The organism is Streptomyces sp. B8-7 (assembly GCF_058833805.1).
Window position 1 is genome coordinate 481,292 of the sequence record NZ_JBYRRL010000001.1, and the last position, 25,436, is coordinate 506,727.

The window sequence follows — 25,436 nt, forward strand, 5'->3', positions numbered from 1 at the left end:
GCGGCCCCGGCCCGCCCGGAGCCCCGCGGCCGAGCCGCCGCCCCCGTGAGGCCGACCACACGCTGCCGACGGGGTGTCCGCCGCAGCGCGCAAGGGCGCCTGCCCGAGGCCGGGGAGTGCGCGGTCGCCCCGCGTCGGAGGGCGTCACGGCCGGGCGGTGCGCGATCCTGGTCCGGGGTGTCGTTCCGGGGCCGGCGCTGAGCGGGCGGGTGCCCTCGCGGACGCGGGCCCGGCTCCTCAGTGCGGCAGCGTCGCGGGCGTCGCGTCAGTGCGGCAGTGTCGCGGGCGTCCCGCCGTTCGCCTCGAAGCCCGCCACCGCCAGGGCGCGGTAGACCGCGAACTCCGCGGCCGGGTCACCGGACAGGGTCCAGGGGAGGGCGCCGACGTGTCCGTCGACCTGGACCAGCTGGCTCATCGCCTCCGCCCAGCGCTCACCCCGCACCAGGAAGAACACCAGCATGTGGCGGACGTGCGCGAGCATCGGGTCGTCCTGCCGCGCCGAGTGCACCGCGTACAGCGCGCCGTGCACCGCTCTGGTGACGACCTCGCTCTGGTAGAACCCTCTGACCAGGTTGACCTCCGGCAGGTGCTCGAAGACCGCGAACAGCGGCATCGCCGCGAGCAGCGAGCCCCGCGGCGCCCGGGCCGCCGCGGCCTCGGCGAAGGCGTACGCCTGCTCACGCGAACCGTGCCACTTCTCGCACCAGTAGTGCAGGGCCGCCAGGTGCGCCCCCATGTGGGCCGGCGCACGGTCCAGGATCTTCAGCCAGAGCTGCTCGAACTCCGGCCCGGAGTAGCCCAGCCCGCGGGCCACCGACAGTTCGACGATGTACGGGACCGGGTCGCCGGGGGAGAGCAGCGCGGCCTCGCCGCACGCCGCTCTCGCCTCCTCCATGATGATCCGGAAGTCGTCCGTGCCGGGGGTGGCCGTACGCCACGCCTGCTGCACCAGGAACTCGGCGTGCACCGCCGCCCCGCCCGCGTCCTTGGGCATCTCAGCCCGCCACACCCGCAGCCACTGCCCGCCCGGGGTGTCGCTCACGCCGCCCGGCCGCTGCTGGAGCTCCAGGGCCGCCGCCCCGGCGAAGGCCTGCACCCGCTGCCAGCGCCGCTCGCCCTCCGTCTCGGTCCCGGCGAGCAGCTGGGCCGCCGCCCGGTGGTCCTGAGTGCGCTGCACCAGATCCAGCACGTCCAGCAGGTCCCCGTCCGGGCCGGGCATGCGCACGTCGAGGTCTTCCTGCCGCACGAACCCGTACGTCGCGGGGTCGGCGGCGTCCGGGTGTCCCGGGGCCACCCGCTCGACACCGCGTCGCCGGCGCAGGACGAACGGACCCAGCACCAGGCTCAGCATGAGCAGCGCCATCAGGACCCAGAGAATCTCCATGCCTCAAGCGAACCAGACGCCACCGACACTTGGCCAACCTGCCCCCCGGCCTGTGGATAACCCCGTCCCCGCGGAGCCCGGCCCACCGGACTGCCGTGTGCCGGTCGACTCGCCCGGCACCGGACCGTCCGGCCGACTACGCTCAGCCGCATGAGCGACAGGCACATCAGTCAGCACTTCGAGACGCTCGCCATCCACGCGGGCAACACGGCCGACCCCCTCACCGGGGCGGTCGTACCGCCGATCTACCAGGTCTCCACCTACAAGCAGGACGGCGTCGGCGGCCTGCGCGGCGGCTACGAGTACAGCCGCAGCGCCAACCCCACCAGGACCGCGCTGGAGGAGAACCTCGCCGCGCTGGAGGGAGGCCGTCGCGGTCTCGCGTTCGCGTCCGGGCTGGCGGCCGAGGACTGCCTGCTGCGCACGCTGCTCGGCCCCGGCGACCACGTGGTCATCCCGAACGACGCGTACGGCGGCACGTTCCGCCTGTTCGCCAAGGTCGTCGCCCGCTGGGGCGTGGAGTGGTCCGTCGCCGACACCAGCGACCCGGCCGCCGTCCGTGCCGCGATCACTGCCCGCACGAAGGCCGTCTGGGTGGAGACCCCGTCCAACCCGCTGCTCGGGATCACCGACATCGCCGCCGTCGCCCAGATCGCCCGCGACGCCGGGGCGAAGCTGGTCGTGGACAACACCTTCGCCACCCCCTACCTCCAGCAGCCGCTCGCGCTCGGGGCCGACGTGGTGGTGCACTCCCTCACCAAGTACATGGGCGGCCACTCCGACGTCGTCGGCGGCGCGCTGGTCGTGGCCGACGAGGCGCTCGGCGAGGAACTGGCCTTCCACCAGAACGCCATGGGCGCCGTCGCCGGGCCGTTCGACTCCTGGCTGGTGCTGCGCGGGGCCAAGACGCTGTCGGTGCGCATGGACCGGCACAGCGAGAACGCCGCCAAGGTCGCCGACATGCTCACCCGGCACGCGCGCGTGACGCGCGTCCTCTACCCGGGCCTGCCGGACCACCCCGGCCACGAGATCGCGGCCAAGCAGATGCGGTCGTTCGGCGGCATGATCTCCTTCCGGGTGGCGGGCGGCGAGGAGGCGGCCGTCGAGGTCTGCAACCGCGCCCGCATCTTCACCCTGGGCGAGTCCCTGGGCGGCGTGGAGTCGCTGATCGAGCACCCGGGCCGGATGACGCACGCGTCCACGGCCGGCTCCGCCCTGGAGGTCCCGGGCGACCTCGTCCGCCTGTCCGTCGGCATCGAGAACGTGGAGGACCTCCTGGAGGACCTCCAGCAGGCGCTGGGCTGACCCTCACCAGCCGGTCAGCGGTGGCGTCGTCTCCGACGGCGGCGCCACCCACGGCTGGGCCACCGCGGCCCACACGGCGAACGCGGCGGCCGCCGCGCACAGCAGCAGCCACAGCAGGCGCCGCCCGAGCGCCTGCCGCCGCAGCACCCGGCCGCCCTGCCGGACCGCGTCGCGGTGCAGCTCCGGCGGCACCGGGGGAGGCGTCCGCTCCATGATCCGCCGCGCCGCCGCCTCCCGGTCCGCACGGCTCACGCCCGTCTCCCCCCGTCGGCCGGCGCGTCCGCTCCCGCGTCTCCCACGGGGCCGCCTGCCCCGCGGCCCGGGCTCACCGGGCCGCGACGCCCGCTCACGAGGCCACCGCCGGTGTGCCGCGGACCGCCGGGGCCGGACCCCGCGGCGGATGCAGCAGCGTAGCCGTCGCGCGGTCGCACACCGCCCGGATCCGTTCCACGGGCAGCCCGAGCAGTGCGGCGGTCTGCTCCTCCGCGACCCCCTCGTACAGCCGCAGGACGAGGACGAGACGCTCCTGCGGGGTGAGCGCCGCGAGCACGCTGCCGGGCCGCGGACGGGCCCGGCCGAGAGCGCCGTACTGGTGCCAGGCCGTACGGGCGAAGCGGGTGGCGAGACACTGCCGGGTGCGGGCGTACGGATCCTCGCCGCGCAGCCGGTTCCAGCGCGCGTACGTGTGCGCGAGTGCGCGGGTGAGCAACTGCCGGGCGCGCGGGTTGTCGGCCGGGGTCTCCGCCGTCAGCAGGGTGGCGGTGTGCAGCAGCCGCCCCGCGGCACCCGCCACGAACGCCCCGAACTCCCGGTCGCGGCGCGCGTCCTGCGCCGCCTGCCGATCCCGCACCGCACCTCCCCCTGGGAGCGCCCCGACCCGCACCGACGAACCCCGCCGGAGCCGGCCCCACGTGCGGCGGACCCCGGTGTGGCGACGGCCCGTCGGCCGTCCCCGTCTCATATGAGGCCAGGGGTGCCCTTTCGGTCAAGAGCCACGCAGCGACCCGGCGTGCGGACGGCGGACACGGCGCGCACGCCGAGCGCGCGGGCGGGCACGGGCGCGTACCGGCGTGAACCAGTGCGTGCAGGCGCTTGTCGTCGTGAAGGGGGTGAAAGGACCGAAGGGATCCCAAAGGAGCGAAGGGAGCGAAGGGATCCAAGGGATCCAAAAGATCCAAGGGAGGTGCGGCGGGGGAGAAGGTGCGTGGAGGCACGCACCCGCGCGGACACGGCGTGAGCGGCCCGGACCGCCATCAGGACGCGGGGGACTCCTCCTGCTGTGCCGTCTCCTCGCCCGGCACCACGTCGTGCGCGGCCATGCGGGCGGACAGCGCGTCGTTGAAGCGCGTCAGGAGCGTGCAGAACGACTCGCGCTCCTGCGGTGCCCAGTCGTGTGTCAGCTCGGCCATCAGCTGACGCCGCGAGGAGCGGACCTCCGCCAGCCGCGACATCCCGCGGGGAGACAGCTGAAGCACCACGGCCCGACCGTCGTCGGGGTGCGAGGTGCGCTTGACGAGCCCGGTGTCGACGAGCGGAGCCACCTGCCGGGTGACCGTCGAGGAGTCGATGCCCATGCTCGCCGCGAGCGCCTTGACCCCCATCGGTCCCTCCTTGTCGAGCCGGTTGAGCAGCAGGTACGCGGCGCGGTCCATGGAGTTGCGCAGCTGGCCGACCCCGCCGAGCCGGGTCTGTTCGGCGCGACGGGCGAACAGCGCCACCTCGTGCTGCAGAGCGTCGAGAAGGCCGGTGTCACCGACGGTCGTCACGTCCATCGACATGTCAGGTGTTCTGGGCATGGCCAAGAGCTCACTTCATGATGGGGCGGCTGAGTCGGGGGACAGAGTACGCGGATGGCGGACGGGTCGTACCGGGGCTGCACAATCCGGTCTCGGAGGTTGGTCACACCCGCCGGCGCCGCGGGTGAACTGCGAGACTTGAGAGATGAACCGCCTCACAGCCGATCCGCTGCCGCCGGTCACCCTCGACGACGTGCGCGGCGCGCGGAAGATGCTCGCCGGGGTGGCGCGGCTGACCGCGATGGAGGGCAGCCGGCACCTCACTCAGCTGGTGGGCGCCCCCGTCCACCTGAAGTGCGAGAACCTCCAGCGGACCGGCTCGTTCAAGCTGCGCGGCGCCTACGTCCGGATCGCCGGGCTGCTGCCGGAGGAGCGGGCCGCCGGCGTGGTGGCGGCCAGTGCGGGCAACCACGCGCAGGGCGTCGCCCTGGCCTCGGCGCTGCTGGGGGTGCGGGCGACCGTGTTCATGCCCCAGGGGGCCCCGCTGCCCAAGATCAGCGCGACCCGCGAGTACGGCGCCGAGGTGCGGCTGCACGGCCAGGTGGTCGACGAGACGCTCGCCGCCGCGGAGGAGTACGCCCGGGAGACCGGCGCGGTCCTCATCCACCCCTTCGACCACCCCGACGTCATCGCGGGCCAGGGCACCGTGGGTCTGGAGATCCTGGAGCAGTGCCCCGAGGTGCGCACGGTCGTCGTCGGAGTCGGCGGCGGCGGGCTCGCCGCGGGCATCGCCGTCGCGGTGAAGGCGCTGCGGCCCGACGTGCGGATCGTCGGCGTGCAGGCCGAGGGCGCCGCCGCCTACCCGCCCTCGCTCGCCGCGGGGCGCCCGGTGAGCCTGCCGAACCCGGTCACCATGGCCGACGGAATCCGCGTCGGGCGGCCCGGCGACCTGCCGTTCGCCCTGATCCGCGACCTCGTGGACGAGGTGCGGACGGTCAGCGAGGACGAACTGGCCACCGCCCTGCTGCTGTGCCTGGAGCGGGCCAAGCTGGTGGTGGAACCGGCCGGCGCCAGTCCGGTCGCCGCCCTGCTGAGCGACCCGGCCGCCTTCGAGGGGCCGGTGGTCGCGGTGCTGTCGGGCGGCAACGTCGACCCCGTGCTGCTCCAGCGGGTGCTGCGGCACGGCATGGCCGCCCAGGGCCGCTACCTCGCCGTCCGGCTGCGGCTGACCGACCGTCCCGGGGCGCTCGCCACGCTCCTGGGGGTGTTGTCAGTGGCCGACGCTAACGTGCTCGATGTGGGTCATGTACGGACCGACCCACGACTCGGGCTCACGGAGGCGGAGGTGGATCTGCACCTGGAGACGAAGGGCCCCGCCCACTGCGCGGAGGTCGGCCGGGCGCTGCGCGAGGCCGGATACACGGTCATCGGCTGAGCCGGCCGGCGCGACCGCCCGCAGTCGGTCCGGCGCGACCGCCCGCGGTCGGTGTCCGCACGGGCGGTCGTGCTCGTCCGGGCGGTGGCGGTCGTCCGGGCGGTGGGCAGCCGGGGCGCCGGGTGCCGGGTGCCGGGTGCCGGGTGTTCGGTGCGCGGTGCGCGGTGCGCGGTGCGCGGTGCCGGGCGAGCGGCGTGCGCGGCCGGCCGGTCGTCGCCGCGTGACGGGCCGAGCGGGCGATGGCGGCCGCGCGGGCCGGCCGCGGAACGCGGGAGTTCGCGGACGGCGGGCCGCGGTGCACGGGCGCGTGGCGAGCGGGCTGCGGCGGACGGGCCGTGGCCGGCGGGCCGCGGCGGACGGACCGGGGACGGGCCGCGGCCGGTGACCGGGCGCCGGGCCGGTCCGCCGGGCCGTCCGCGCCAGGCCGCCGGCCCCCGGACGCTGCCGACACCCGGCCCCGATCCGGCCGGCGGGATCCGGTGGGGCGAGGTGTTCACGGCTCATCGGCCGGGCGTTCACGGGCGTGGGCTGAGGTGGGCGCGGGCATCCGCGCAGGCCGGGGCCCACAGGCGGCGCCGCGGTCACTCGTTCGGGGAAATTCGATTGAGCAACGCGATACATCGCGATAACGTCTCCTCGTGGCCGCGCTCCGACGGGCCTGACGTACCGCAGAGCAGGACGAGACGCACCCATCAGCCTTTCCGACACACCTCAACGACGTGGAGATTCATATGCCAGGCGCCATTCATGCCGAAGGTCTGGTCAAGACCTTCGGCGACGTAAGGGCTCTGGACGGCGTCGACCTCGATGTCCCCGAGGGCACCGTCCTCGGCCTGCTCGGGCCCAACGGCGCGGGCAAGACCACGACGGTCCGCTGTCTGACGACACTGCTGCGCCCCGACAGCGGCCGGGCCGTCGTGGCCGGCCTCGACGTGCTCCGGCAGCCCAACGAGGTCCGCCGTTCGATCGGCCTGTCCGGCCAGTTCGCCGCCGTCGACGAGCTGCTCACCGGACGCGAGAACCTCCAGATGGTCGGCCGGCTCTACCAGATGAAGGCCAAGGCCGCGAAGATCCGCGCCGAGGAGCTGCTCGACCAGTTCCATCTCACCGAGGCCGCCGACCGCACCGCCAAGACCTACTCCGGCGGTATGCGCCGTCGGCTCGACCTGGCGGCGGCGCTGGTGGTCTCCCCGCCCGTGATGTTCATGGACGAGCCGACCACCGGCCTCGACCCGCGCAACCGTCAGCAGTTGTGGGGCGTCATCAAGCAGCTCGTCTCCGACGGCACCACCCTGCTGCTCACCACGCAGTACCTGGAGGAGGCCGACCACCTCGCGCACGACATCGCCGTGGTCGACCACGGGCGCGTCATCGCCCGCGGCACCTCCGACCAGCTCAAGGCCCGCACCGGCGGTGAGCGCGTCGAGGTCGTCGTCCATGAGCGCGAGGACATAGCCCCCGCCGCGGAGGTCCTCACCGGCTTCGGCAAGGGCGACACCACCGTCGAGGAGCACACCCGCAAGCTCACCGTGCCCGTCACCGGCGGCGCCAAGCTGCTCGCCGAGGTCATCCGCGAGCTGGATGTGCGGGGCATCGAGATCGACGACATCGGTCTGCGGCGCCCCACCCTCGACGACGTGTTCCTCTCCCTGACCGGCCACGTCGCCGAGAGCGGCACCCAGGACGAGGCGGACGGCGACAGCGCCACCGCCGGCCCCCGCTCCCGCACCACCAGAAAGGAGGACGGCCAGTGAGTGCCGTCACCGACGCCACACCGGTCACCACCGGGCAGAACCCGCTCGTCCAGTCCATCCGGGACTCACTCGTCGTCGCCCAGCGCAACCTGATCCGCATGACCCGGATCCCCGAAGTGATCATCTTCGGCCTGATCCAGCCGATCATGTTCGTGGTGCTGTTCAGCTATGTGTTCGGCGGCTCCATGAACATCGGCGGCTCGACGGAGTCGTCCGTCTACCGCGAGTTCCTGATGGCGGGCATCTTCGCCCAGACCGTCACCTTCGCCACCGCCGGAGCCGGCGCGGGCATCGCCGACGACATGCACAAGGGTCTGATCGACCGCTTCCGCTCGCTGCCGATGGCCCGCGGCGCGGTCCTCACCGGCCGCACCCTCGCCGACCTGGTGCAGACGGCCTTCACGCTGCTCGTCCTCGCCATGGTCGCGCTGCTCGTCGGCTGGCGCACCCACACCAACATAGGTGAGGTGCTCGGAGCCTTCGGCCTGCTCCTGCTGCTGGGATACGCCTTCACCTGGGTCGGCGCGCTCATCGGCCTGACCGTGCGCACCCCCGAGGCGGCGACGTCGGGCGGTCTGATCTGGCTGTTCCCGCTGACGTTCATCTCGAACGCGTTCGTCGACGCGAACCAGATGCCGTCCTTCCTGCGCCACATCGCGGAGTGGAACCCGTTCAGCGCCACCGTGCAGGCGTGCCGCGAACTCTTCGGCAACCTCCCCCCGGGCTTCCAGACGCCGGACGCCTGGCCGATGCAGCACCCCGTGTGGGCCTCGCTGATCTGGTCGGTGCTGATCATCGCTCTGTTCCGCACCCTGGCCGTGCGCAAGTACCGCTCCGCGGCCTGACCGGCCGCCCCGGGCGCGAGCGGGCCCCCGGCGTCGCCACAGGACGCCGGGGGCCCGTCGGAAAGACAGTCGGCAGGGTCAGTTCTGGTAGGGCTCGGCCCTGAGGATGCGCACGGAGGCCTTCTTGCCGTTCGGCAGCTCGTACTCGGCGTCCTCGCCGATCTTGTGGCCGATCACGCCGGAGCCCAGCGGAGACTGCGGCGAGTAGGTCTCGATGTCGGCACTGGCGTACTCACGGGAGGCGAGCAGGAAGGACAGCGTGTCGTCCTCGTCGCCGTCGAACGCGATCGTCACGACCATGCCGGGCGTCACAGCGCCGTCCGCCGAGGACGGGGCCTCGCCCACCTGAGCGTTCTCCAGAAGCTGGGTCAGCTGGCGCACACGAAGCTCCTGCTTGCCCTGCTCCTCCTTGGCCGCGTGGTACCCGCCGTTCTCGCGCAGGTCGCCCTCCTCGCGCGCGGCCGCGATCTTGGCGGCGATCTCCGTGCGCGCAGGACCAGTAAGGTGCGCAAGCTCGTCCTTGAGCTTGTTGTACGCCTCCTGGGTCAGCCAGGTGACGTTCTCGCTGGTCTGGGTCACAGGTGCTCCTCGTCGGTACTGGGAATACAAAGCATCGCCCTACCCAGAAGAATGTTCCTTCAAGAGTGGGCGAAACCACGAGCCTAACAATTCAGCGGCCCAAGGGGGAGGACATACGTCACTAAAATTCCGTCAATGCAGGTCAGCGGCCCGTATCCGAGCGGGCGACGGCATTGCCCGGTTGACATCAGTCCTCGTGGCAGCCGACCAGCTCCGCCGTCGTGCCCCGAGTGGTCGTGCGGAGCGTGACCACCTCGTCGATCCGTGTGCCGGACCCGGAGAAGCGGAAGTCCGCACGGCCGACCTCGGCGCCGTCCGCGGACTGCGACCGCAGGGTGCAGTAGCCGGTCGTCCCGGAGTCCTTGCGCACCTCCAGATGCACCTGGACCCGGTCGTCCTCCGTCCGGAAAGTGATCACCTCGGCGCTGATGCCGGCGCCCACCACATGGTGGTAGCCGAACCAGCCCACCACGACGACCAGTACCCCGCCCAGCGCCATTCCGAGGACCGTGAGCCTGCGGTCCGTGCGCGCGTCCGAGGAGCGGCCGTAGCGGCCCTCCGGCACTCGCGTACCCGCCGTACCCATGATCGTCCTCCCGGCTGTGCGGGACGAGTGTCCCGATAGGGGATCCGGCCCCCGGACCCGGAATTATTCGCCCCCCGATTCGGTCACTATAGAAGCCGCCCGCACGGCGCCGACCGCCGCCCCTCGACGACCCACCGGACGACACCCGACCACCGTACCGGCGCACCCGGGGCGCCGACATCGACTTGAGGATTGAGTCTTGACTGACCAGCTGCGACTGATGGCCGTCCACGCCCACCCCGACGACGAGTCGAGCAAGGGCGCGGCCACCATGGCCAAGTACGTGTCCGAGGGGGTGGACGTGCTGGTCGTGACCTGCACGGGCGGAGAGCGTGGCTCCATCCTCAACCCCAAGCTCCAGGGCGACCCGTACATCGAGCAGAACATCCACGAGGTCCGCAGGAAGGAGATGGACGAGGCCCGGGAGATCCTCGGCGTGCGCCAGGAATGGCTCGGCTTCGTCGACTCCGGCCTGCCCGAGGGCGATCCGCTGCCGCCGCTGCCCGAGGGCTGCTTCGCGCTGGAGGACGTCGACAAGGCGGCCGGCGAGCTGGTCCGCAGCATCCGCGCGTTCCGCCCCCAGGTGATCACCACCTACGACGAGAACGGCGGATACCCGCACCCCGACCACATCATGACCCACAAGATCTCCATGGTGGCGTTCGAAGGGGCGGCGGACACCGGGAAGTACCCGGAGGGCGAGTTCGGCCCCGCCCACCGGCCGCTGAAGCTCTACTACAACCAGGGCTTCAACCGGCCCCGCACCGAGGCACTGCACCACGCGATGCTGGAGCGCGGCCTGGAGTCGCCGTACGGGGAGTGGCTCAAGCGGTGGGACGAGTTCCAGCGCGCCGAGCGCACCCTCACCACACACATTCCGTGCGCCGACTTCTTCGAGATCCGGGACAAGGCGCTGATCGCGCACGCCACGCAGATCGACCCCGACGGCGGCTGGTTCAAGGTGCCGATGGAGATCCAGCGGCAGGTCTGGCCGACCGAGGAGTACGAGCTCGCCAAGTCCCTCGTGGACACCTCCCTCCCCGAGGACGACCTCTTCGCGGGCATCCGCGACAATGCCTGACATGACCGCAAGCCTGGCAATGACCCACCTCGTCCCCCTCGCCGAGGAACTCGACAAGGACAAGGTGACCCCCGGCGTCCTCGGCTTCATCGTGTTCGCGGTGATGGCCCTGGCCGTGTGGGGCCTGATGAAGTCGATGAACCGCCACATGGGCAAGGTCGACTTCAAGGAGGCCCCGGAGCCGGAGGAGCACGACGGCCCCGCCTCCGCCTCCTCCGGCACCCCCTCGTCCCGGAGCTGACCGGCAGCGGGCCGGCCCCGGCCCCACCGGAAGCCGCACCCCACCGGGAAGCCGCACCCCCGCCGGACGTCGCCCGCTGAGGTCCCCTGCCGGGGGCCGGCCCCGCGGACGGCCGGGCGTGACGCCGCGACGCGGCTCGGTGACCCCGGGCGGCCTCCCGCCCCGGGCCCGCCGAGCCGCGACACCGCCTGTCCGGCCGCCCTGTCCGGCTGCCCTGTCCGGCTGCCCTGTCCGGCCGCCCTGCCTGGCCGCCCGGCCCGGCCGCCCGACCCGGCTCCCGGCACCGGGGCGCCCCCGCCGGCGCCGCCTGTGAAGGCACCCTCGGGTCGCCCCACCGCTTCCGCCCCGCACACGCCCCGGCCGGTCGCGGCACCGGGGCGTGTGCCGCAGATCCCGCCCGGCCCGCGGCGCCCGGCACGGCACCTCGCCGCGTCGTCGGGACCGCCCGCGTACGCTCGGTACGCGGACGGCCCTCCGCCGTGCGCCGCTCCCGCACCGCCTCGGCGGCGTGGGAGGTACGCCTCCCCGCACCGGACGCCGCGGGCCCGCCCTGCGGGCGGACGACGCCCCGCCGAACCCCGCCTGGCTAGGGCGTGTTTCGAAAGTCCCGCCTGCCTGGCGGCGTCTGGCACGCACGCTCGCCGCGTTGTCGGGCTCGCCCCGATACATCCAGTATCGGGGCGACCCTCCGCCTTGCGATCGCACGCACCAGACGCCGCCAGGCCTGCCCTTCGGGCAGACGACGCTACTTTCGAAACACGCCCTAGGACACCGCCGCGGTCACGCCCATGACCTCGCGGGCATGCCGGTCCGGCACCATCCGCAGCCGCCACGCCTCCCAGCCCGCCTCCAGCGAGACCCCCCGCTCCAGCAGCAGCCCGAAGGCCTCCACGAAGTCCTCCAGCTTCTCGTCCCGCAGCGGATGCCCCCCGCGCGACAACTGGGCCAGCTCCTCCTGCGCCACCGCGGTACCGACCTCGACCCCGCCCGGTGCGGCGTACGGCAGCAGCGTGCAGCGCAGGAAGCGCGCCCAGTCCTCGCCCCGGCGGTCGCCGTACCCGGCGAACAGGCCGATCGCCTCGTCGCACAGGGCCAGCGCCTGCCCGGCCCGCGCGTTGCCCGCGTCCACCACCGCCAGCTCCAGACAGGTCCACGCCTCGCCGTGCGCCACCCCGATCCGCTGGAAGTCGGCCCGCGCGTCCACCAGCAGCTGGCGCGCAAACCCCGAGTTGCGCAGCGAACCGGTCTGCGCGGCCCGCTGGTCACGGGTCACCCGGGCCGAGTGATGCCGGGCACAGGCCAGCCCGTACACGTCCCGCATCCGGGAGAACATCGTGCGTGAACGTTCCAGCGAACGCACCGCCCGGTCCAGGTCGCCGGACTCCTCCAGCGCCTGGCCCAGGTAGTAGAGGGTCCACGCCTCACCGCGCGCGTCCTCGTTCTCCCGGTGGCGGGTCTGCGCCGGACCCAGCGCCCGCACCGCCTCGGCCGCGTCGCCCGCCACCAGCCTGGCCCGCGCCAACTGCGTCAGCGCCCACGCCTCACCGCGGGCGTCCCGCGTCCTGCCGTACAGCTCCCGTGCCGACCGCAGCTCCGACTCGGCGGCCGGCACATCGCCCAGCCGCAGCCGCAGCTGCCCCAGCTGGAAGTGCGCCCACGCCTCTCCGTGCACGGACCCGCCCGCCCGGTGCAGCCGCAGCGAACGGTCCAGCAGCTCCAGGGCCTCCGCCAGATGCGCCCGGTCCCGCTCCACCGCCGCCAGCGCGTGCATCGTCCACGCCCGGTCCGTCGCCAGCCGGGGCGCCGCCTGCAGATCCAGCGCCTCGCGCAGCCGCGCAGCCGCCTCGGTCAGCTGTCCCTGATGGTGCAGCGTGATCCCCAGCGAGCACAGGGCGCGCGCCACACCCGCCTCGTGCCGCGCCTCGCGGTACAGGCCGACCACCGACGACAGCGTGGTCCGCGCCCGGTCCAGCTCGCCCAGCTGCCGCGCCGCGATGCCGGTGCGCCACTGCACCGAGCGGATCAGCAGCCCCTGGTCCACCGCCTGCGCCAGTTCGTCGATCTCACCGAGCCGGTACAGGTCGCCGCGCAGCAGGCAGTAGTCGCAGAGCGCGCCCAGCAGGTTCAGCACGGCCGCCTCGTCCACGCCCTCCGCGTGCCGCAGCGCCGACGTGATGAAGCTCGACTCGTCGTCCAGCCAGCGCAGCGCCTCCTCCAGCGAGGTGAAGCCGTGCGGGCCGAACCGGTCGGAACGCGTGGACATGTTGCCGTCGACCAGCCGCAGCACCGCATCGGCGAGATCGGCGTAGTTCACGATGAGCCGTTCCTGCGCCGCCGTGCGCTCGGCCGGGTCCTCCTCGTCCAGCAGCCGGGCCCCTGCGAACGCCCGCACCGCGTCGTGCAGCCGGTAGCGGCTGCCGCGCACATGGTCGACCAGGTTCGCCCGGGCCAGTGCCACCAGATGCCGGGCGGCCTCCGCCTCGTCCGTCGCCAGCAGCGCCGCGGCCGCCGCCGCGCCCAGCGAGGCCCGGCCCGCCAGCGCGAGCCGCCGCAGCAGCCGCCGCGCGGCCTCCGGCTGGTCGGTGTAGCGCAGCCACAGCGCCCGCTCCACCGGCTGCACCGGCCCGTACGCGCCGAGATCCTCGGCCAGCTCCGACGCCGACCGCCTGCCCGGCGCCTCCCCGGCCGGCCGCACGTCCAGGGCCGACCCGGCGATCCGCAGCGCCAGCGGCAGCCCGCCGCACAGCGTCCGGATCCGCTCCACGGCCGCCGCGTCCGGCGCGGCCTTCGTGTCACCGGTTCCTTCCGCCCGTGCTCCCAGCAGCTCCGTGGCGCCCTCGGCCGTCAGCGGCTCCACCGCCAGCGCGTGCACCCAGGCGGGCAGGTCCGCCCCCAGGTCCAGCGGCTGCCGCGCGGTCACCAGCACCAGGCTGTCCGAGCGTTCCGGCACCAGGGTGCGCACCTGCTCCGGATCGGACGCGTCGTCCAGGACGACGATCACGGGGACGCCCGTCAGATGCTGGTGGTACAGCTCGCCCAGCCGCTTCTGGCGCCGGTCGGCCGCCGAGCGCTCACGGAACAGCAGTTGCTCGCGCGGCGCGCCCAGCCGGTTCAGCAGATGCAGCAGCGCGTCCCGCGTCGGCAGCGGACGTTCCCCGGAGCCGCCGCCGCGCAGGTCCACCAGGCAGGCCCCGCGGAACTGGTCGCGCAGATCGTGCGCCGCCCGCAGCGCCAGCGTCGTACGGCCGCTGCCGGGCTCCCCGTGCAGCACCACCACCGTGGGCCGGGTGCTGGTGTGGGCACGGCCCGCCTGCACCCACTGCCGGATCCGGGCCAGCTCCGCCCGGCGCCCCGCGAACGGCCCCGACCCCTGAGGCAGCTGCCCGAAGGACTGCTCCAGCACCCTGCGCACCCGCGCCGCCCCGCTCTTGTCCGCACCCAGCAGTCCGGGCGGAGCCTTCCCGGTGCCCGTCGACGCCGCCAGCATCCGCTGCTGGTCCAGATACGGCCGGATGCCGCGTACCTCCAGCGTCGTCAGCCACTGGAGCCGCAACTGCTGCGGGCCGCCCGGCCGGCCCGCGGCGCCCGCCCGCCGGTGCGCGGCCGGCAGATGCCGACCGGCCACCCGCACCACCGTGGCCGCGGCCCCCGCCAGGCCGGCCGCGGCCCCCGCGCCGAACGCCGTCCCGGCCGCCGTGCCCAGCGCGAGGTCGGCCACCACCGCGGAGCCCGCGGCGACCGCCGCCACCAGCAGCGTCCCGCCACCCGACCGGGCGTACCGCTGCGCGAACGTCAGCCGCCCCGCGTCCGCCTCGTCCAGCGCCCGCACGAACGCCTCGTACTCCTCCGCGGCCGCCTGCGCCATCGCGTCCAGGGCGCCCCGCGCCCGGGTCAGCAGCACCTGCCCGTCGCCGCCCGACCGCCGCACCTCCTCCTCGACGGCCCGCGCCAGCAGCCGCTCCGCCTCCACCCGATGTGCGTCCCGCACGCCCCGTCCCCCTCCTGCGGCAACTCCCTTGCCCACGAGTGTCCTTCCGCCGAGGCCGCAGCGACAGGGGGCGTGGATCAACGGCCCGGCCGGCACAGAACCCTGGGCCAGGAACGGGGTCACGGCCCGTCCCCCTCCTCGGTCGACTGCCGCTCCCGGCCGGCATCCGAGCGCCACGTCGGCATCCGCGCGCACCGGGAGGGCGGCACACCTGCCGCCGGTGCCGACGGTCAGGGGCTCGGTCGGGTGGGTCGGCCGACGGCTTGCTCCCATCCGGGCGCGTGGGTCCGGTCGGGAGGGAATCGGCGCACCTCGGGGTCGATGAGGGCCAGGCCGGCTCCCGCGAACTCCACCGTGCGCCGCCGAGCCGTGCTCCCGAACTTGAAGTCGATCAGGACCGAGACGTTCACCCCGCCGTAGAGCAGGGGTTTGTCGGCCACTCCGAGTCGCAGGTCCCACCGCCTCGGAAGTTCGGCGTTCGCGTGACCGGCGAAGTCGAGCCGGTGCTTGGCGAGAAGACGGTCTCCGTCCCAGATGTGCACTTCTTCGATCTCCACGGAAGAGTGCGTCAGCAGTCGCAGATGGATCCCGTGCAGGCGGCTGGCCCGACCGTCACGGAACACCGGTGTGGGCAGGGGGAAATGGAACCATTCACTGGTTCCGGAGAGCCCTGCGGCGACGGCCCTGAACCCCCTCGGTCTGAAGTCAGCCAGCGCTTCCGGGTGTTCAGGGGTGACCGAGGCACCGTGGCTCCACACCATCTCGCGGACGGCCGGACTGCCGTACAGGGCGCGCACGCTGGTCACATCGGAGGAATGCAGCCGGCGGTAGCGATCGCCGGGCGAGTACGAGTCCCACATCACCGAGCCCGGTTCATCGCTGTGGTTCAGGCCGAGCCGGTGGCCGATCTCGTGCAGGGCGATCGAGGTGAGGTCCACGGTCGCCAGTCCCGGAACCGGGGTCACACTCCAGGGCTCGTCCACGTCCAGCTCGATGAGGGCGTTCCCGAAGACGCCTCCGGGGCCGTCCATCCGGGTGAAGCTGATCGTGATGTCGGAGTCCGTGGTCTCGGGCACCTGGGGGAACACCAGGGGTGTGTGCAGCGCCCAGATGGAGAACGCCATGGCGACGGCGTGCGACACGTCGGATGCCGGGAGCCGCGGCGGGTTGTTCAGAATGCGGTACGAGTAGACGCGTTTCTCCTCCGGTCCTGGGAGTGCGAGATCGAGCACCCGGCTGTGGCCTTCACGGCAGAAGACGTTGTGGATCGCCTCTTGCGTGGGGGTGTCCACGTCCCCTGTCGGCGGCAGCCCGTGGTCGGCCTGGAACGCGGCCAACGCGGCCCTGGTGGCGGCATCATGACCGCCTGCCCGCGCCAGGAAGGCGACGGCTCTCGGTCCGGCGGACGCCTCGGGCCGGGACGAGTCGGCAGGGGACGCCAGATAGCCGAGGCCGAGGAGGAATGTCTGGAGTTCCGCGTCGTCCCGAGGCGCCGGCTGCTCTCTCATGGCGTCACCTCGGCTCCGGGCGCGGTCTTGGCCCCCTCCCAGTGTCGGCCCGGTGTTCTCCGCGTGCATCTCCGCATGCGCCGGGACGATGTGCCGGTTCCGGCCGGAGGCGCGGGGCCCGCGTACGGGGACGTGGCAGGGGGAGGGGGACACTGCGCCGTGGCGGAGCCCGGCGGGTCCGGCCGCACGGGGCGCTCACCGCGCCACGGGAACGGTGGGCGGTGCGGCGTGGCATCGGTGTGGACGGACCGCGGCCGTGGCCGTCGTCGTCCGTGTCGTGACCGTCGGTGTCGTGACCGTCGGTGATCCCCGGCGGGGAGTACCCGGTCGTCCTCCCCCGCGAGCACCGGACGACCCCACGGCGTCCGCGGGCCCCGAACGCGGAGGCCACGGGGGGCCGAGCTGCCGTCTCCGCACCGCGTTTCCGCACGGGGCCGCTGCGAACGAGGGGGCCGTGCCGGCCGTGCGGGCGTCCGCTCCGGGCTCCCCGCGCCAAGCGGCGCGTCACGCGAAGGCGCCCTCCGCGACGTCCAAAAATGTCGCCCTGTGAAATGGCCGGTCGGAGTCGTCCCGGGGGAGGCTCACCACGGTCGTCCCCCGGTTCTCGTCGACGGCGGTCGACGGCGGACGACGGCGGACGACGTCCGGCGACGACGGCGCCGGACGGGGCCGGAACGCGCGGAGACTGCACGCTTTCAGTCGATCCGGCATCGGCAGCGTGCGACAGAATGGAGGATTCCGCCCATCGGGGCAGGCGAATCACGTGTCTGTGGCCCCATTTGCCCCCGAGGGGCGGCGAGGCTGATTCGGACACGTTTGCGAATGACGTTCGTGGGTACGCCTTGCACGTTTGTGTGCTTCTTGTGTCAGATTTGCGTGGCTTCGGTGGCCACCGGGGTCGCCGTGTCTGTCTTCCCGTGTGGGATGCCTCTGTCTTCTTGTCAAGGGGTGGGGCAGTTTTTCTGTCGTGGTTCAGGCGGTTTGGGGGATGGCATGGGGCTGGAAGAAGATGCCGTCGCGGAGCGTCGCGAAGAGCACCCGGGCACGGCGGGGGGTGACACACCGTCGGCCGGCCCCCGATGTCCGAGAGCCGTCACCGCCGCGGGGGAACGGTGGACGGCACGGCCCGCGTCCTGTGAGCCGGCCGCATGACCTCGCGGGAAGAGGGCCTGCGCTTCCAGGTGCTGGGGTCGGTCGCGGTGCGCTGCGGGGACTCCCCCGCCCGTCTGCCCGGCACCGTCGCACGCCGGGTGCTCACCGTGCTGATGCTGTCCCCCGGCGAAGTGCTCAGCACCCCCCGCCTCGCCAAGGCGGTCTGGGGCTCGTGCTGCCCGGCGACCGCCTCCAACCAGGTGCGCAAGGCGGTCGCCCAGCTCCGCCAGTCGATACCGGGCGCGGGCGCGCACCTGCTCACCGACGGCCCGAACTACCGGCTGAAGGTCGGCGCGAGTGAGTCCGACCTGGTGGAGTTCAACCAACGCCGCCTGCGGGCCCGCAAGCTCGCGGCGGGCGGAGCGGGCGAGGCCCAGCTCGTGCAGGAACTGCAGACGGCCCTGTCCCTCTTCCGCGGTCAGGTCGCGGCCGACATCGTCGACGGCGACGAGCTGGAGAACGGCCTGATCCGCGCGGCCGCACGGGTGGTGGAGGAGCGGCGGCTCGCGGTCCAGAAGGAACTGATCTCGCTGCGGCTGCGTTCGTCGGCGCCGGCGCTGGTGATAGAGGACCTCCGGGACCTCGTGGCGCAGCACCCGCTCGCGGAGGACCTGCGCGCCCAGCTCATGCTCGCGCTGTCCCTTTCGGGCAGGCAGGCCGACGCGCTCGCCGAGTACGCCGAGATACGCACCCTGCTCCGCGACGAACTGGGCATCGACCCCGATCACTCGCTGGCCCGGGTGCACGAAGCGGTGCTGTGCGGAGACGCGCTCGCCTACCTGCGCGCCGGAGCCCCGCCCCGTGACCACGAACAGCCCCTTGCCGCCGAACTGGTCGTGGGGGGACAGCAGGTGGCACCACCGGTCCGGAAGGTGCCCGTCCGGGCCACCTGCACCCTGCCCCACGAGCTGACCGACTTCGTCGGCCGCCGGGAGGAGGTGGGCACCCTGCTGCGGACCGCCCGGGCGGGCTCCCGGGGCACGGGGCCGCTGCTCATCTGCGTCGACGGCATGGGCGGCATCGGCAAGACGGCTCTCGCCCTGCACGCGGCCCACCGGCTGGCCCAGGACTTCCCGGACGGTCAGTTCTACGTCGACCTGCACGGCTTCAGCCCGTGCGAGCGGTCCCGCGAACCCGCCGAGGCGCTTCAGGTGCTGCTGGGCTCACTGGGGGTCGAGGCGAAGCGCATCCCGGCGGACCTGGACAGCCAGGTGGCCATGTGGCGCGCCCGGCTGGCCGATTCCAAGGTGCTGCTGCTGCTCGACAACGCCGCGAGCGAGGCGCAGATCGTGCCGCTGCTGCCGCCGGGCAACGGCTCCCTCACCCTGATCACCAGCCGCCGTCGCCTCTACGGCCTCGACGGAACCGAGCCCTGCCCGGTGACCCGGATGAACGCGGGCGACTCCCGGGAACTCGTCGAGCGGCTGCTCGGAGGCGAACTGGAGTCCGAGGCGACGGAACGGCTCGTCGCGTACTGCGGAGGACTCCCGCTGGCACTGCGCCTGGCCGCCGCCAAACTGCGCAGCCGCCCCACCTGGACGCTGCGCCATCTGGTGGAGCGGATGGGCGACATGCGCCGCCGCCCCGTCGAACTCCAGGCGGGCGACCGGAGCGTCCGGTCGGTGCTCCGGCTCTCCTTCGACGCGCTGACCGCGGCGCAGCACCACGCCCTGTGCGTGCTGGCCCTGGTGCCGGACGCGAGCCCGGACGTGTACGAGGCGGCCGCCCTGCTCGGCACCGGCCCGGCCGAAGCCGAGCTGCTGCTGGAGGGCCTGGTCGACGTGAACCTCCTCGAACAGCCCCGCATCGGCCGGTACTCCCTGCACGGGCTCGTGGCCGGTGTCACGACGGGCACCAGGGAGTTCGAGCAGCTCCTGCGCGGCGGCGGGCGGCACTCCGCGCTCCGTCGGCTGCTCGCCCACCACCTCGCGGTCACCTCCCGGAGCCGCCTCCTGCTCGGGCGGCCGGACGTCGGGTCCGGTGCCGGACCCGACGCCGTCCCCTGCCTCCCCCACCTCCCCGTGCTCCCCGCGCTCCCCGGGATCAGCAGCCGGAAGGAGGCGGCGGAGATCTGCGAGCGGGAACTGCCCGCCATGGTGGAGACGCTGTGCGCCGTCGGGCACGAGGAGTTCTTCGGCCCGGCCGCGCAGCTCGCGCGCAACCTGCGGTTCGTCCTGTCACCCGAAGGCGGCGGCGCCTGCGGGAAGGAGGAGGAGAGGAGCCAGGAGCACGACGGCGGGGCCACCGGTTCCCGGGAGGCCGAGGCGTACCGCACGGCACTGCTCGGTCTGGCGGCCGTCTGCCGGGACATCGGCCTGCCGGAGCAGAGCGCGACGCTGACCGCCGCGGCGATGAGCCCGGCCGGAACCCGGGGCGCCCGCTCCGGGGAGCGGGCGCCGTAGCCGGGCCGTCCGGACCGCACGGGTGCGGCGCGACGTCCTCCCGGGCCCGCACGGGCGGATCCTCCTCACCGGGCCCGCCGCGGGCGGATCCTCCGGGCCGGGCCCGCGCGGGCCCGGGGAGGCCGCAGGCGCGGCGGTGCGGTCGGCGGCGGCGGGGCGCGAAAGCGGCCGGGGCCGGGGCGTCGGCGCACCCCGCGCCGGCCGGACGGGCGGGAGTCAGGGCGCGGACGCCACCCGCGGCCGCTCGGCGGGCTCGAACCTCACCGGAATGCTGCGGTAGGCCCGGAAGGTGACGCTGGGCCGCCGCTCCACGACGCCGGCCGCGGTCGGCGTGGCCGGTGCGTGCGCCAGCCACCGCACCACGGCGCGCCCCTCCACCTGGGCCAGTGCCGCGCCCAGGCAGTGGTGCACCCCGCCACCGAAACTCACGTGCGGATTGGGGTCGCGGGTGATGTCGAGCCGTCCCGGGTCGGCGAACCGGGCCGGGTCGTGGTTGGCGGACCCCAGCAGCAGCACCAGGATGCGGCCCGCGCGCACGGTGCGGCCGTCGATCTCCACCGCCTCCCTCACATAGCGCGCGGTGGCCTGGATCGGCGCGTCGTAGCGCAGGAACTCCTCCACGGCCGGGACCGCCAGCTCCGGCCGGTCCCGCAACAGGGCCAGCTGCTGCGGGTGCCGCAGCAGCGCGGAGAAGATCGTGGAGATCAGGTTGGTGGTGGTCTCGAAGCCCGCGAAGAACAGGAACACCACGTTGTCGACCAGCGTCTCCCGGTCGAAGCCGGGATGCGTGCGCCGGGCGGCCAGCAGATTGCTGATCAGGTCGTCGGCGGGCCGCTTCGCCCGCTCGTCGACCAGCGCCGAGACGTAGTCGCGCAGCCAGGTCACCGCCTCGTGCGCCGCCGCCCGCTCCTCCACGGGCACGTACAGGGCGAACGCCTTGGCCAGCTCCACCGCGTGCGGCCGCACCGCGTCCCGGTCCACGTCCGGAATGCCGATCAGCTCGCAGACCACCGTGACCGGCAACGGGAAGGCCAGGTCGCCGACCACGTCCAGCACCCCGCCCGGGCCCGCCCGGTCCTGGGCCCCGGCCATCAGCCGGTCCACCTGGGCTGCGACGTAGTCCTCCAGTCTGCGCATCAGCCCCGGGCTGAACGAACGCTGCATGATGCCCCGCAGGAAGGTGTGCGCGGGCGCGTCCTGGTCCAGCACGATCCGCTTCAGGAACTCGTTCGCGGGCCCCGCCCCGGTGGAGAACTCGTGGTACTCCGGCGGGTACTCGTGCCCGAGCCGACGGTCCTTGAGCAGCCGGCTGACGTCCTGGTGGTGCGACACCACCCACTGGCCGGCCGCGCCGCGCGCCAGCCGGCCGGCCGCGCGGAGACCGGCGTACACCCGGTAGGGGTCCGCGACCACGGAGGGATCGCGGGAGTCGAACTTGACGGGCAGCTCTCGCATGCGTCCGGCACCTCCTGTGACTGCGCGTGGTGTCCGGTGAGCCTGACAGCTCCGGAGCGGGGGCGGGGGAACCTGTCGCCAGTCCTTCACCGCCGTCCGGCGCCCCGGAGCGGGCTCGCAGACTGGGCGGGCCAGGCAACCACCGGACCCGAGCCGCGCACCCGAGGGTGCCGGGAGGTGACGCAGCGTTGAACACCGTGCTGAACATGCCGCGCTTCCTGCTGGACGACGCACGCGCCATGCGCGACCCCTACCCGGTCTACCGCCGCCTGCGCGCGTACGGCCCGGTCTGCCGGGGCGGTCCGGGACAGTGGGTCTTCCCGCGGCACGAGGAGGTCTCCGCGCTGCTCCGCGACCCCCGGCTCGGCCGGGAGTTCCCCGAGGAGTACCAGGCGGTGTCGGTGGGCGCGGGGCCGGCCAACGACTACCTGCGGCGCATCGTCGTCGACCGCGACCCGCCCGGCCACACCCGGCTGCGCCGACTGCTCGTCAAGTCCCTCAGCCCGGCGATGGTGCGCGGGCTGCGCGAGCCCGTCGCCCGGCTCGTCGACGGCCTGCTGGACCGGTTCGCCGACGAGCGCCGCCTCGACCTCGTCGCCGACCTGGCCGTGCCCGTACCGATGACGGTGATGAGCGAGCTGCTGGACATCCCCCGCCCCGACCGGGCCGACATCGCCCGCCTGGCCACCTCGCTCGCCCAGGCCTTCGCGGTGTTCATCCCGCCGGAGAAGCAGCGTGAGGCGCACGGGGCCGTGGTCGAACTGCGCGACTACATGGCCCAGCTGGTCCGCGAGCGCAGGCGCCGCCCCGGCGAGGACCTGCTGTCGCGGATGCTCGCCGCGGTCAAGGACGGCGAGGAGCCGCTGACCGACGAGGAGATCATCGACAACGCGCTGTTCGTCTACTACGCGGGCTTCGAGACGACCACCAACGCCATCGCCACCGGCGGCGACCTCCTCGTGCGGCAGCCGCACACGCAGCGGCAGCTGCGGGAGGACCCCGGCGTCGTCGGCAGCGCGCTGGAGGAGTTCATGCGCTACGACGCGCCCATCCACGCCACGACCCGGATGGTCCTGGAGCCGATCGAGGTCGCGGGACTGACGGTCCGCACAGGACGCGTGGTGGTGCTGCTGCTCGCCTCCGCCAACCACGACGAGCGGGTGTTCCACGATCCGGACCGGGCCGACCTGACCAGGTCGCCCAACCCGCACCTGAGTTTCGGCGGGGGAGTGCACCACTGCCTCGGCGCGGCGCTGGCCAGGGTGGAAGGGGCGGTGGTCTTCGAGCGGCTGGTCGCCCGGTTCGCGGACATCGAGTCGGCGGGCGAGGGCGAGTGGGAGCCCAGCGCGGGCGGCTTCCGCTTCCCCTACTGGGCCCACCGCAGCGTGCCGGTGGCGGTCCGGCCCGCCTGAGCCCGGCGCGGCAGGGAGCCCGCCGGCGCGGCGATCGCCGTCACCACGAGGCCCGCACCGGCGGCCCACCGTCCGCTCAGGGCCGGGAAGCCGGTGGCGGCCGGGTCGAAGTCGGGGTCCGCCCGGCGGGCCCGGCGGACCCCGCCCGAGACCGGCCGCACCGCGAACGTGCCCCGGCCCGGGCCGGGTTCGAGGACCACCTCGGCGTCGTCGAAGCCCAGCCAGTGTCCCGTTGCGGGATACCAGACCTTGTAGTACGCCTCCTTGGCGCTGAACAGGACCCGGCACCACGGCACGCCGGGCCGGGCCGCGCCCAGCTCGGCGAGGTGGGCCCGCTCGGCCGCCGAGGTCACCTGCGCCAGCACCCGGGAGGGCAGCGGGGCGCACGGCTCGGCGTCGATGCCCATACCGTCGGCGTCCCGGGACCGGGCCACCGCCGCCGCCCGGTAGCCCCGGCAGTGCGTCAGGGAGCCGGCCGTCCCGGCCGGCCACCGGGGCGCACCGCCGGTGCCGCGCACCAGTGCGGCGGGCGGGACGCCCAGTTCGGCCAGACAGGCGCGCGCCACCCGTCGGACGGTGGCGTACTCCGCGCGGCGCGCGGGCAGCGCGTCGGCCACCTGCCGCCGTTCCGCCTCGAAGAGCGCGGGGCCGGTCAGCTCCCGGGTGCTCTCCAGGGCCGCCGCGTACGCGGGCAGCAGCGTCCGGATCACACCGGGGACGGCCCTCGCACGGGCGGTGCCGGTGCCCGGCTCCGCACGGGCCGCACGGGCCGTACCGGAGTGCGCCGCCCCACCGGCCGGGCCGGGGAACGCCGTGCCGCGGGTCAACCGGATGCCGCCGTCGCCCGCAGCGCCACCTTGTCGATCTTGCCGACCGGGGTGCGCGGCAGCGCCGGCAGCTCGCGCACCTCGTCGGGCAGCTTGAACGCGGCCAGCCCCCTGCCCGCCAGGTACCGCTTGATCTCCGTCAGCGTGGGCGCCCGCCCCGGCCCGCCGCCCGGGACCACGAACGCGAGGACGGCCTCGCCGAGTTCGGCGTCCGGCCGGGCCACCACGGCGGCGTCGTCGATGGCCTCGTGGCCGCGCAGGTGCCCCTCGATCTCGTCCGCCGACACCTTCTCGCCGCCCCGGTTGATCACGTCCTTGGCGCGGCCGACGACCACCAGGTTGCCCTCGGGGGTGAGCCTGGCCAGGTCACCGGTGCGGAAGAAGCCGTCGGGGGTGAACGCGGTGCGGTTGGCCTCCGGCGCGTTCCAGTAGCCGTTGATCGTGTACGGGCCGCGGGTGACCAGCTCGCCCACGGCGCCCGTCGGCACCTCGCGCAACTCCTCGTCGACGAGGCGCAGTTCGTCGAACTCGGACAGGGGGCGCCCCTCGGTTCCGTGCACCACCTCCTCCGGGTCGTCCAGGCGTGTGTACGTGAGCAGGCCCTCGCCGATGCCGAACCAGTTCGTGATGCGGCAGCCGAGCGCGGACTGCGTGCGGCCGGCGGCCTGCTCGTCGAACTTGGAGCTGCCCACCTGGAGGAGGACGCCCTTCATGTCCACCGGCCGCTGCGCGGCGACCCTGGACCACAGCGCCGCGAGGGCGGGCACCACGGTGGTATGGGTGACGCCCTCCCGTTCGATCAGCGGGAACACCTCGTCGGGGGAGGGGCTCGCGGCCAGGACCGCCGTGCCGCCCACCAGCAGCGCGCCGAGCACCCCCGGGCATCCCAGGGCGGCGTTGTGCGCCGCCGGGTTCGCCGCCAGGTACACGCTCTCCGCGCCGAACTCCAGGGCCCGGGCGCAGGCGCTGATGTTGAAGAGGTAGTCGTCGTGCGTCCGCGGTATCAGCTTGGGCCTGCCGGTGCTGCCGCCGCTGAGCAGCAGGAACGCCACACCCGAGGGATCGACCTCGGGCAGCGGTCCGCCGCCTGCGCCCTGCGCGCGGACCTCGGACAGCGGAGTGAGGCCCGCGCCGTCACCCGCCACGACCACCGTGCGGACGCCGGGGAGGGACGCGGCATGCCGGGCGAGGGTGCGGTAGTCGAAGCCCTGGAAGCGGCCGGCGGTCACGTAGCCGACCGCCCCGGAAGCCTCGATCAGGTGCCGCACCTCGCTCTCCCGGTGTCCCGGCAGCGCGAACACCGGGATGATCCCGGCCCGGAACAGCCCCACCGTGACGGTGAGGAAGTCGACGACGTTCGGCAGCTGGACCATGACCCGGTCCCCGGGGTTCACGCCCCGGGCCAGCAGACCGCGCGCGACGGCGTCGGCCTCGGCGCGCACCTCGCCGTGCGTGACGCGGCGCGTGCGGTCCACGGCCGCGGTCCGGCCGGGGAAGGCCAGCGCCGTCTCCGTCAGCGCGTCGCCCAGCGGCACCCCCCGCCAGATCCCGGCGGCCCGGTAGCGGGCGGCGTCCTCGTCGCTCCACGGCGTGAACTCATCCATGACAGCCAGTGTCCCGGCGCCCGGGGCCGCGCCGGCCGGGACGAACAGAGCCGTGAAAGAGACGGGGGGCGCCACCGCGATCGCTCCTATCGTCACCAGCGTCGCCGACGAGATCCCGGCCCCCGGGACGCCCCGCCTAGGA

The 25,436-nt window shown here is 73.9% G+C and carries 19 protein-coding genes; 8 read left to right on the top strand and 11 right to left on the bottom strand.

The annotated features are described in order from the left end of the window. Window positions 1–265: 265 nt before the first annotated feature. Window positions 266–1,384, bottom strand: coding sequence for a hypothetical protein (locus AC5K6T_RS02090; RefSeq protein WP_493205066.1), 1,119 nt, complete (start codon window positions 1,382–1,384; stop codon window positions 266–268). A gap of 150 nt (window positions 1,385–1,534) precedes the next feature. On the opposite strand from AC5K6T_RS02090, the gene AC5K6T_RS02095 reads away from it, so the two are divergent. Continuing rightward, on the top strand, window positions 1,535–2,689 hold the full coding sequence (locus AC5K6T_RS02095) for a cystathionine gamma-synthase (protein WP_493205068.1): 1,155 nt from the start codon (window positions 1,535–1,537) through the stop codon (window positions 2,687–2,689). Between the two features lie 3 nt (window positions 2,690–2,692). Here the strand turns inward: AC5K6T_RS02095 and AC5K6T_RS02100 are convergent, their stop codons facing one another. The 3 genes from AC5K6T_RS02100 to AC5K6T_RS02110 form a co-directional block, all read right to left on the bottom strand. Continuing rightward, entirely contained in the window at window positions 2,693–2,941 is a 249-nt protein-coding gene (locus AC5K6T_RS02100) for a hypothetical protein (protein WP_493205069.1), read from the bottom strand. A gap of 94 nt (window positions 2,942–3,035) precedes the next feature. Then, window positions 3,036–3,539: a sigma factor-like helix-turn-helix DNA-binding protein gene (locus tag AC5K6T_RS02105; RefSeq protein ID WP_493205071.1), complete on the bottom strand. Its 504-nt coding sequence runs from the start codon at window positions 3,537–3,539 to the stop codon at window positions 3,036–3,038. A 403-nt stretch (window positions 3,540–3,942) separates the two neighbouring features. Beyond that, the gene (locus AC5K6T_RS02110; protein WP_493207290.1) at window positions 3,943–4,467 is read right to left on the bottom strand and encodes a MarR family winged helix-turn-helix transcriptional regulator; all 525 of its coding nucleotides are present in this window, start codon (window positions 4,465–4,467) and stop codon (window positions 3,943–3,945) included. Between the two features lie 163 nt (window positions 4,468–4,630). Between AC5K6T_RS02110 and ilvA the strand changes: the two genes are divergently transcribed. The 3 genes from ilvA (at window position 4,631) to AC5K6T_RS02125 (ending at window position 8,459) form a co-directional block, all read left to right on the top strand. Beyond that, the gene (gene ilvA / locus AC5K6T_RS02115) at window positions 4,631–5,860 is read left to right on the top strand and encodes a threonine ammonia-lyase (protein ID WP_493205073.1); all 1,230 of its coding nucleotides are present in this window, start codon (window positions 4,631–4,633) and stop codon (window positions 5,858–5,860) included. Window positions 5,861–6,591: 731 nt separating this feature from the next. Beyond that, window positions 6,592–7,614, top strand: a complete 1,023-nt coding sequence (locus AC5K6T_RS02120; RefSeq protein ID WP_493205074.1) for an ATP-binding cassette domain-containing protein — start codon at window positions 6,592–6,594, stop codon at window positions 7,612–7,614. Beyond that, complete coding sequence (locus AC5K6T_RS02125; protein ID WP_493205076.1) at window positions 7,611–8,459, top strand: ABC transporter permease; 849 nt, start codon at window positions 7,611–7,613, stop codon at window positions 8,457–8,459. Before AC5K6T_RS02120 ends, AC5K6T_RS02125 begins: the two co-directional genes overlap by 4 nt. 78 nt (window positions 8,460–8,537) lie before the next feature. Here the strand turns inward: AC5K6T_RS02125 and greA are convergent, their stop codons facing one another. Together greA and AC5K6T_RS02135 are read right to left on the bottom strand one after the other, a co-directional pair. After that, window positions 8,538–9,038: a transcription elongation factor GreA gene (gene greA / locus AC5K6T_RS02130; RefSeq protein ID WP_493205078.1), complete on the bottom strand. Its 501-nt coding sequence runs from the start codon at window positions 9,036–9,038 to the stop codon at window positions 8,538–8,540. A gap of 187 nt (window positions 9,039–9,225) precedes the next feature. Further along, complete coding sequence (locus AC5K6T_RS02135) at window positions 9,226–9,624, bottom strand: DUF4307 domain-containing protein (RefSeq protein WP_493205080.1); 399 nt, start codon at window positions 9,622–9,624, stop codon at window positions 9,226–9,228. A 199-nt stretch (window positions 9,625–9,823) separates the two neighbouring features. Here AC5K6T_RS02135 and mca point away from each other — a divergent pair, with 199 nt between their 5' ends. Continuing rightward, complete coding sequence (mca, locus tag AC5K6T_RS02140) at window positions 9,824–10,705, top strand: mycothiol conjugate amidase Mca (protein ID WP_493205082.1); 882 nt, start codon at window positions 9,824–9,826, stop codon at window positions 10,703–10,705. Next, window positions 10,698–10,946, top strand: a complete 249-nt coding sequence (locus AC5K6T_RS02145; RefSeq protein WP_493205084.1) for a hypothetical protein — start codon at window positions 10,698–10,700, stop codon at window positions 10,944–10,946. Before mca ends, AC5K6T_RS02145 begins: the two co-directional genes overlap by 8 nt. Window positions 10,947–11,709: 763 nt before the next feature. On the opposite strand, the gene AC5K6T_RS02150 is transcribed toward AC5K6T_RS02145, so the two are convergent. Further along, window positions 11,710–14,934, bottom strand: a complete 3,225-nt coding sequence (locus AC5K6T_RS02150; RefSeq protein ID WP_493205086.1) for a tetratricopeptide repeat protein — start codon at window positions 14,932–14,934, stop codon at window positions 11,710–11,712. Window positions 14,935–15,164: 230 nt separating this feature from the next. Beyond that, complete coding sequence (locus AC5K6T_RS02155) at window positions 15,165–16,442, bottom strand: DUF6623 family protein (protein WP_493205088.1); 1,278 nt, start codon at window positions 16,440–16,442, stop codon at window positions 15,165–15,167. Window positions 16,443–17,590: 1,148 nt separating this feature from the next. On the opposite strand from AC5K6T_RS02155, the gene AC5K6T_RS02160 reads away from it, so the two are divergent. Further along, a complete protein-coding gene (locus AC5K6T_RS02160; RefSeq protein ID WP_493205089.1) occupies window positions 17,591–19,996 on the top strand; it encodes an AfsR/SARP family transcriptional regulator in 2,406 nt (801 codons plus the stop codon). A gap of 216 nt (window positions 19,997–20,212) precedes the next feature. Here the strand turns inward: AC5K6T_RS02160 and AC5K6T_RS02165 are convergent, their stop codons facing one another. Then, window positions 20,213–21,451, bottom strand: coding sequence for a cytochrome P450 (locus tag AC5K6T_RS02165; RefSeq protein ID WP_493205090.1), 1,239 nt, complete (start codon window positions 21,449–21,451; stop codon window positions 20,213–20,215). Window positions 21,452–21,648: 197 nt separating this feature from the next. Between AC5K6T_RS02165 and AC5K6T_RS02170 the strand changes: the two genes are divergently transcribed. Further along, entirely contained in the window at window positions 21,649–22,863 is a 1,215-nt protein-coding gene (locus tag AC5K6T_RS02170) for a cytochrome P450 (RefSeq protein WP_493207292.1), read from the top strand. Here the strand turns inward: AC5K6T_RS02170 and AC5K6T_RS02175 are convergent. Together AC5K6T_RS02175 and AC5K6T_RS02180 are read right to left on the bottom strand one after the other, a co-directional pair. Next, window positions 22,818–23,573: a 4'-phosphopantetheinyl transferase family protein gene (locus AC5K6T_RS02175; RefSeq protein WP_493205091.1), complete on the bottom strand. Its 756-nt coding sequence runs from the start codon at window positions 23,571–23,573 to the stop codon at window positions 22,818–22,820. The two genes, AC5K6T_RS02170 and AC5K6T_RS02175, sit on opposite strands and share 46 nt — an antisense overlap. Before the next feature lie 113 nt (window positions 23,574–23,686). Continuing rightward, window positions 23,687–25,294: a (2,3-dihydroxybenzoyl)adenylate synthase gene (locus AC5K6T_RS02180; protein WP_493205093.1), complete on the bottom strand. Its 1,608-nt coding sequence runs from the start codon at window positions 25,292–25,294 to the stop codon at window positions 23,687–23,689. Window positions 25,295–25,436 lie beyond the last annotated feature (142 nt).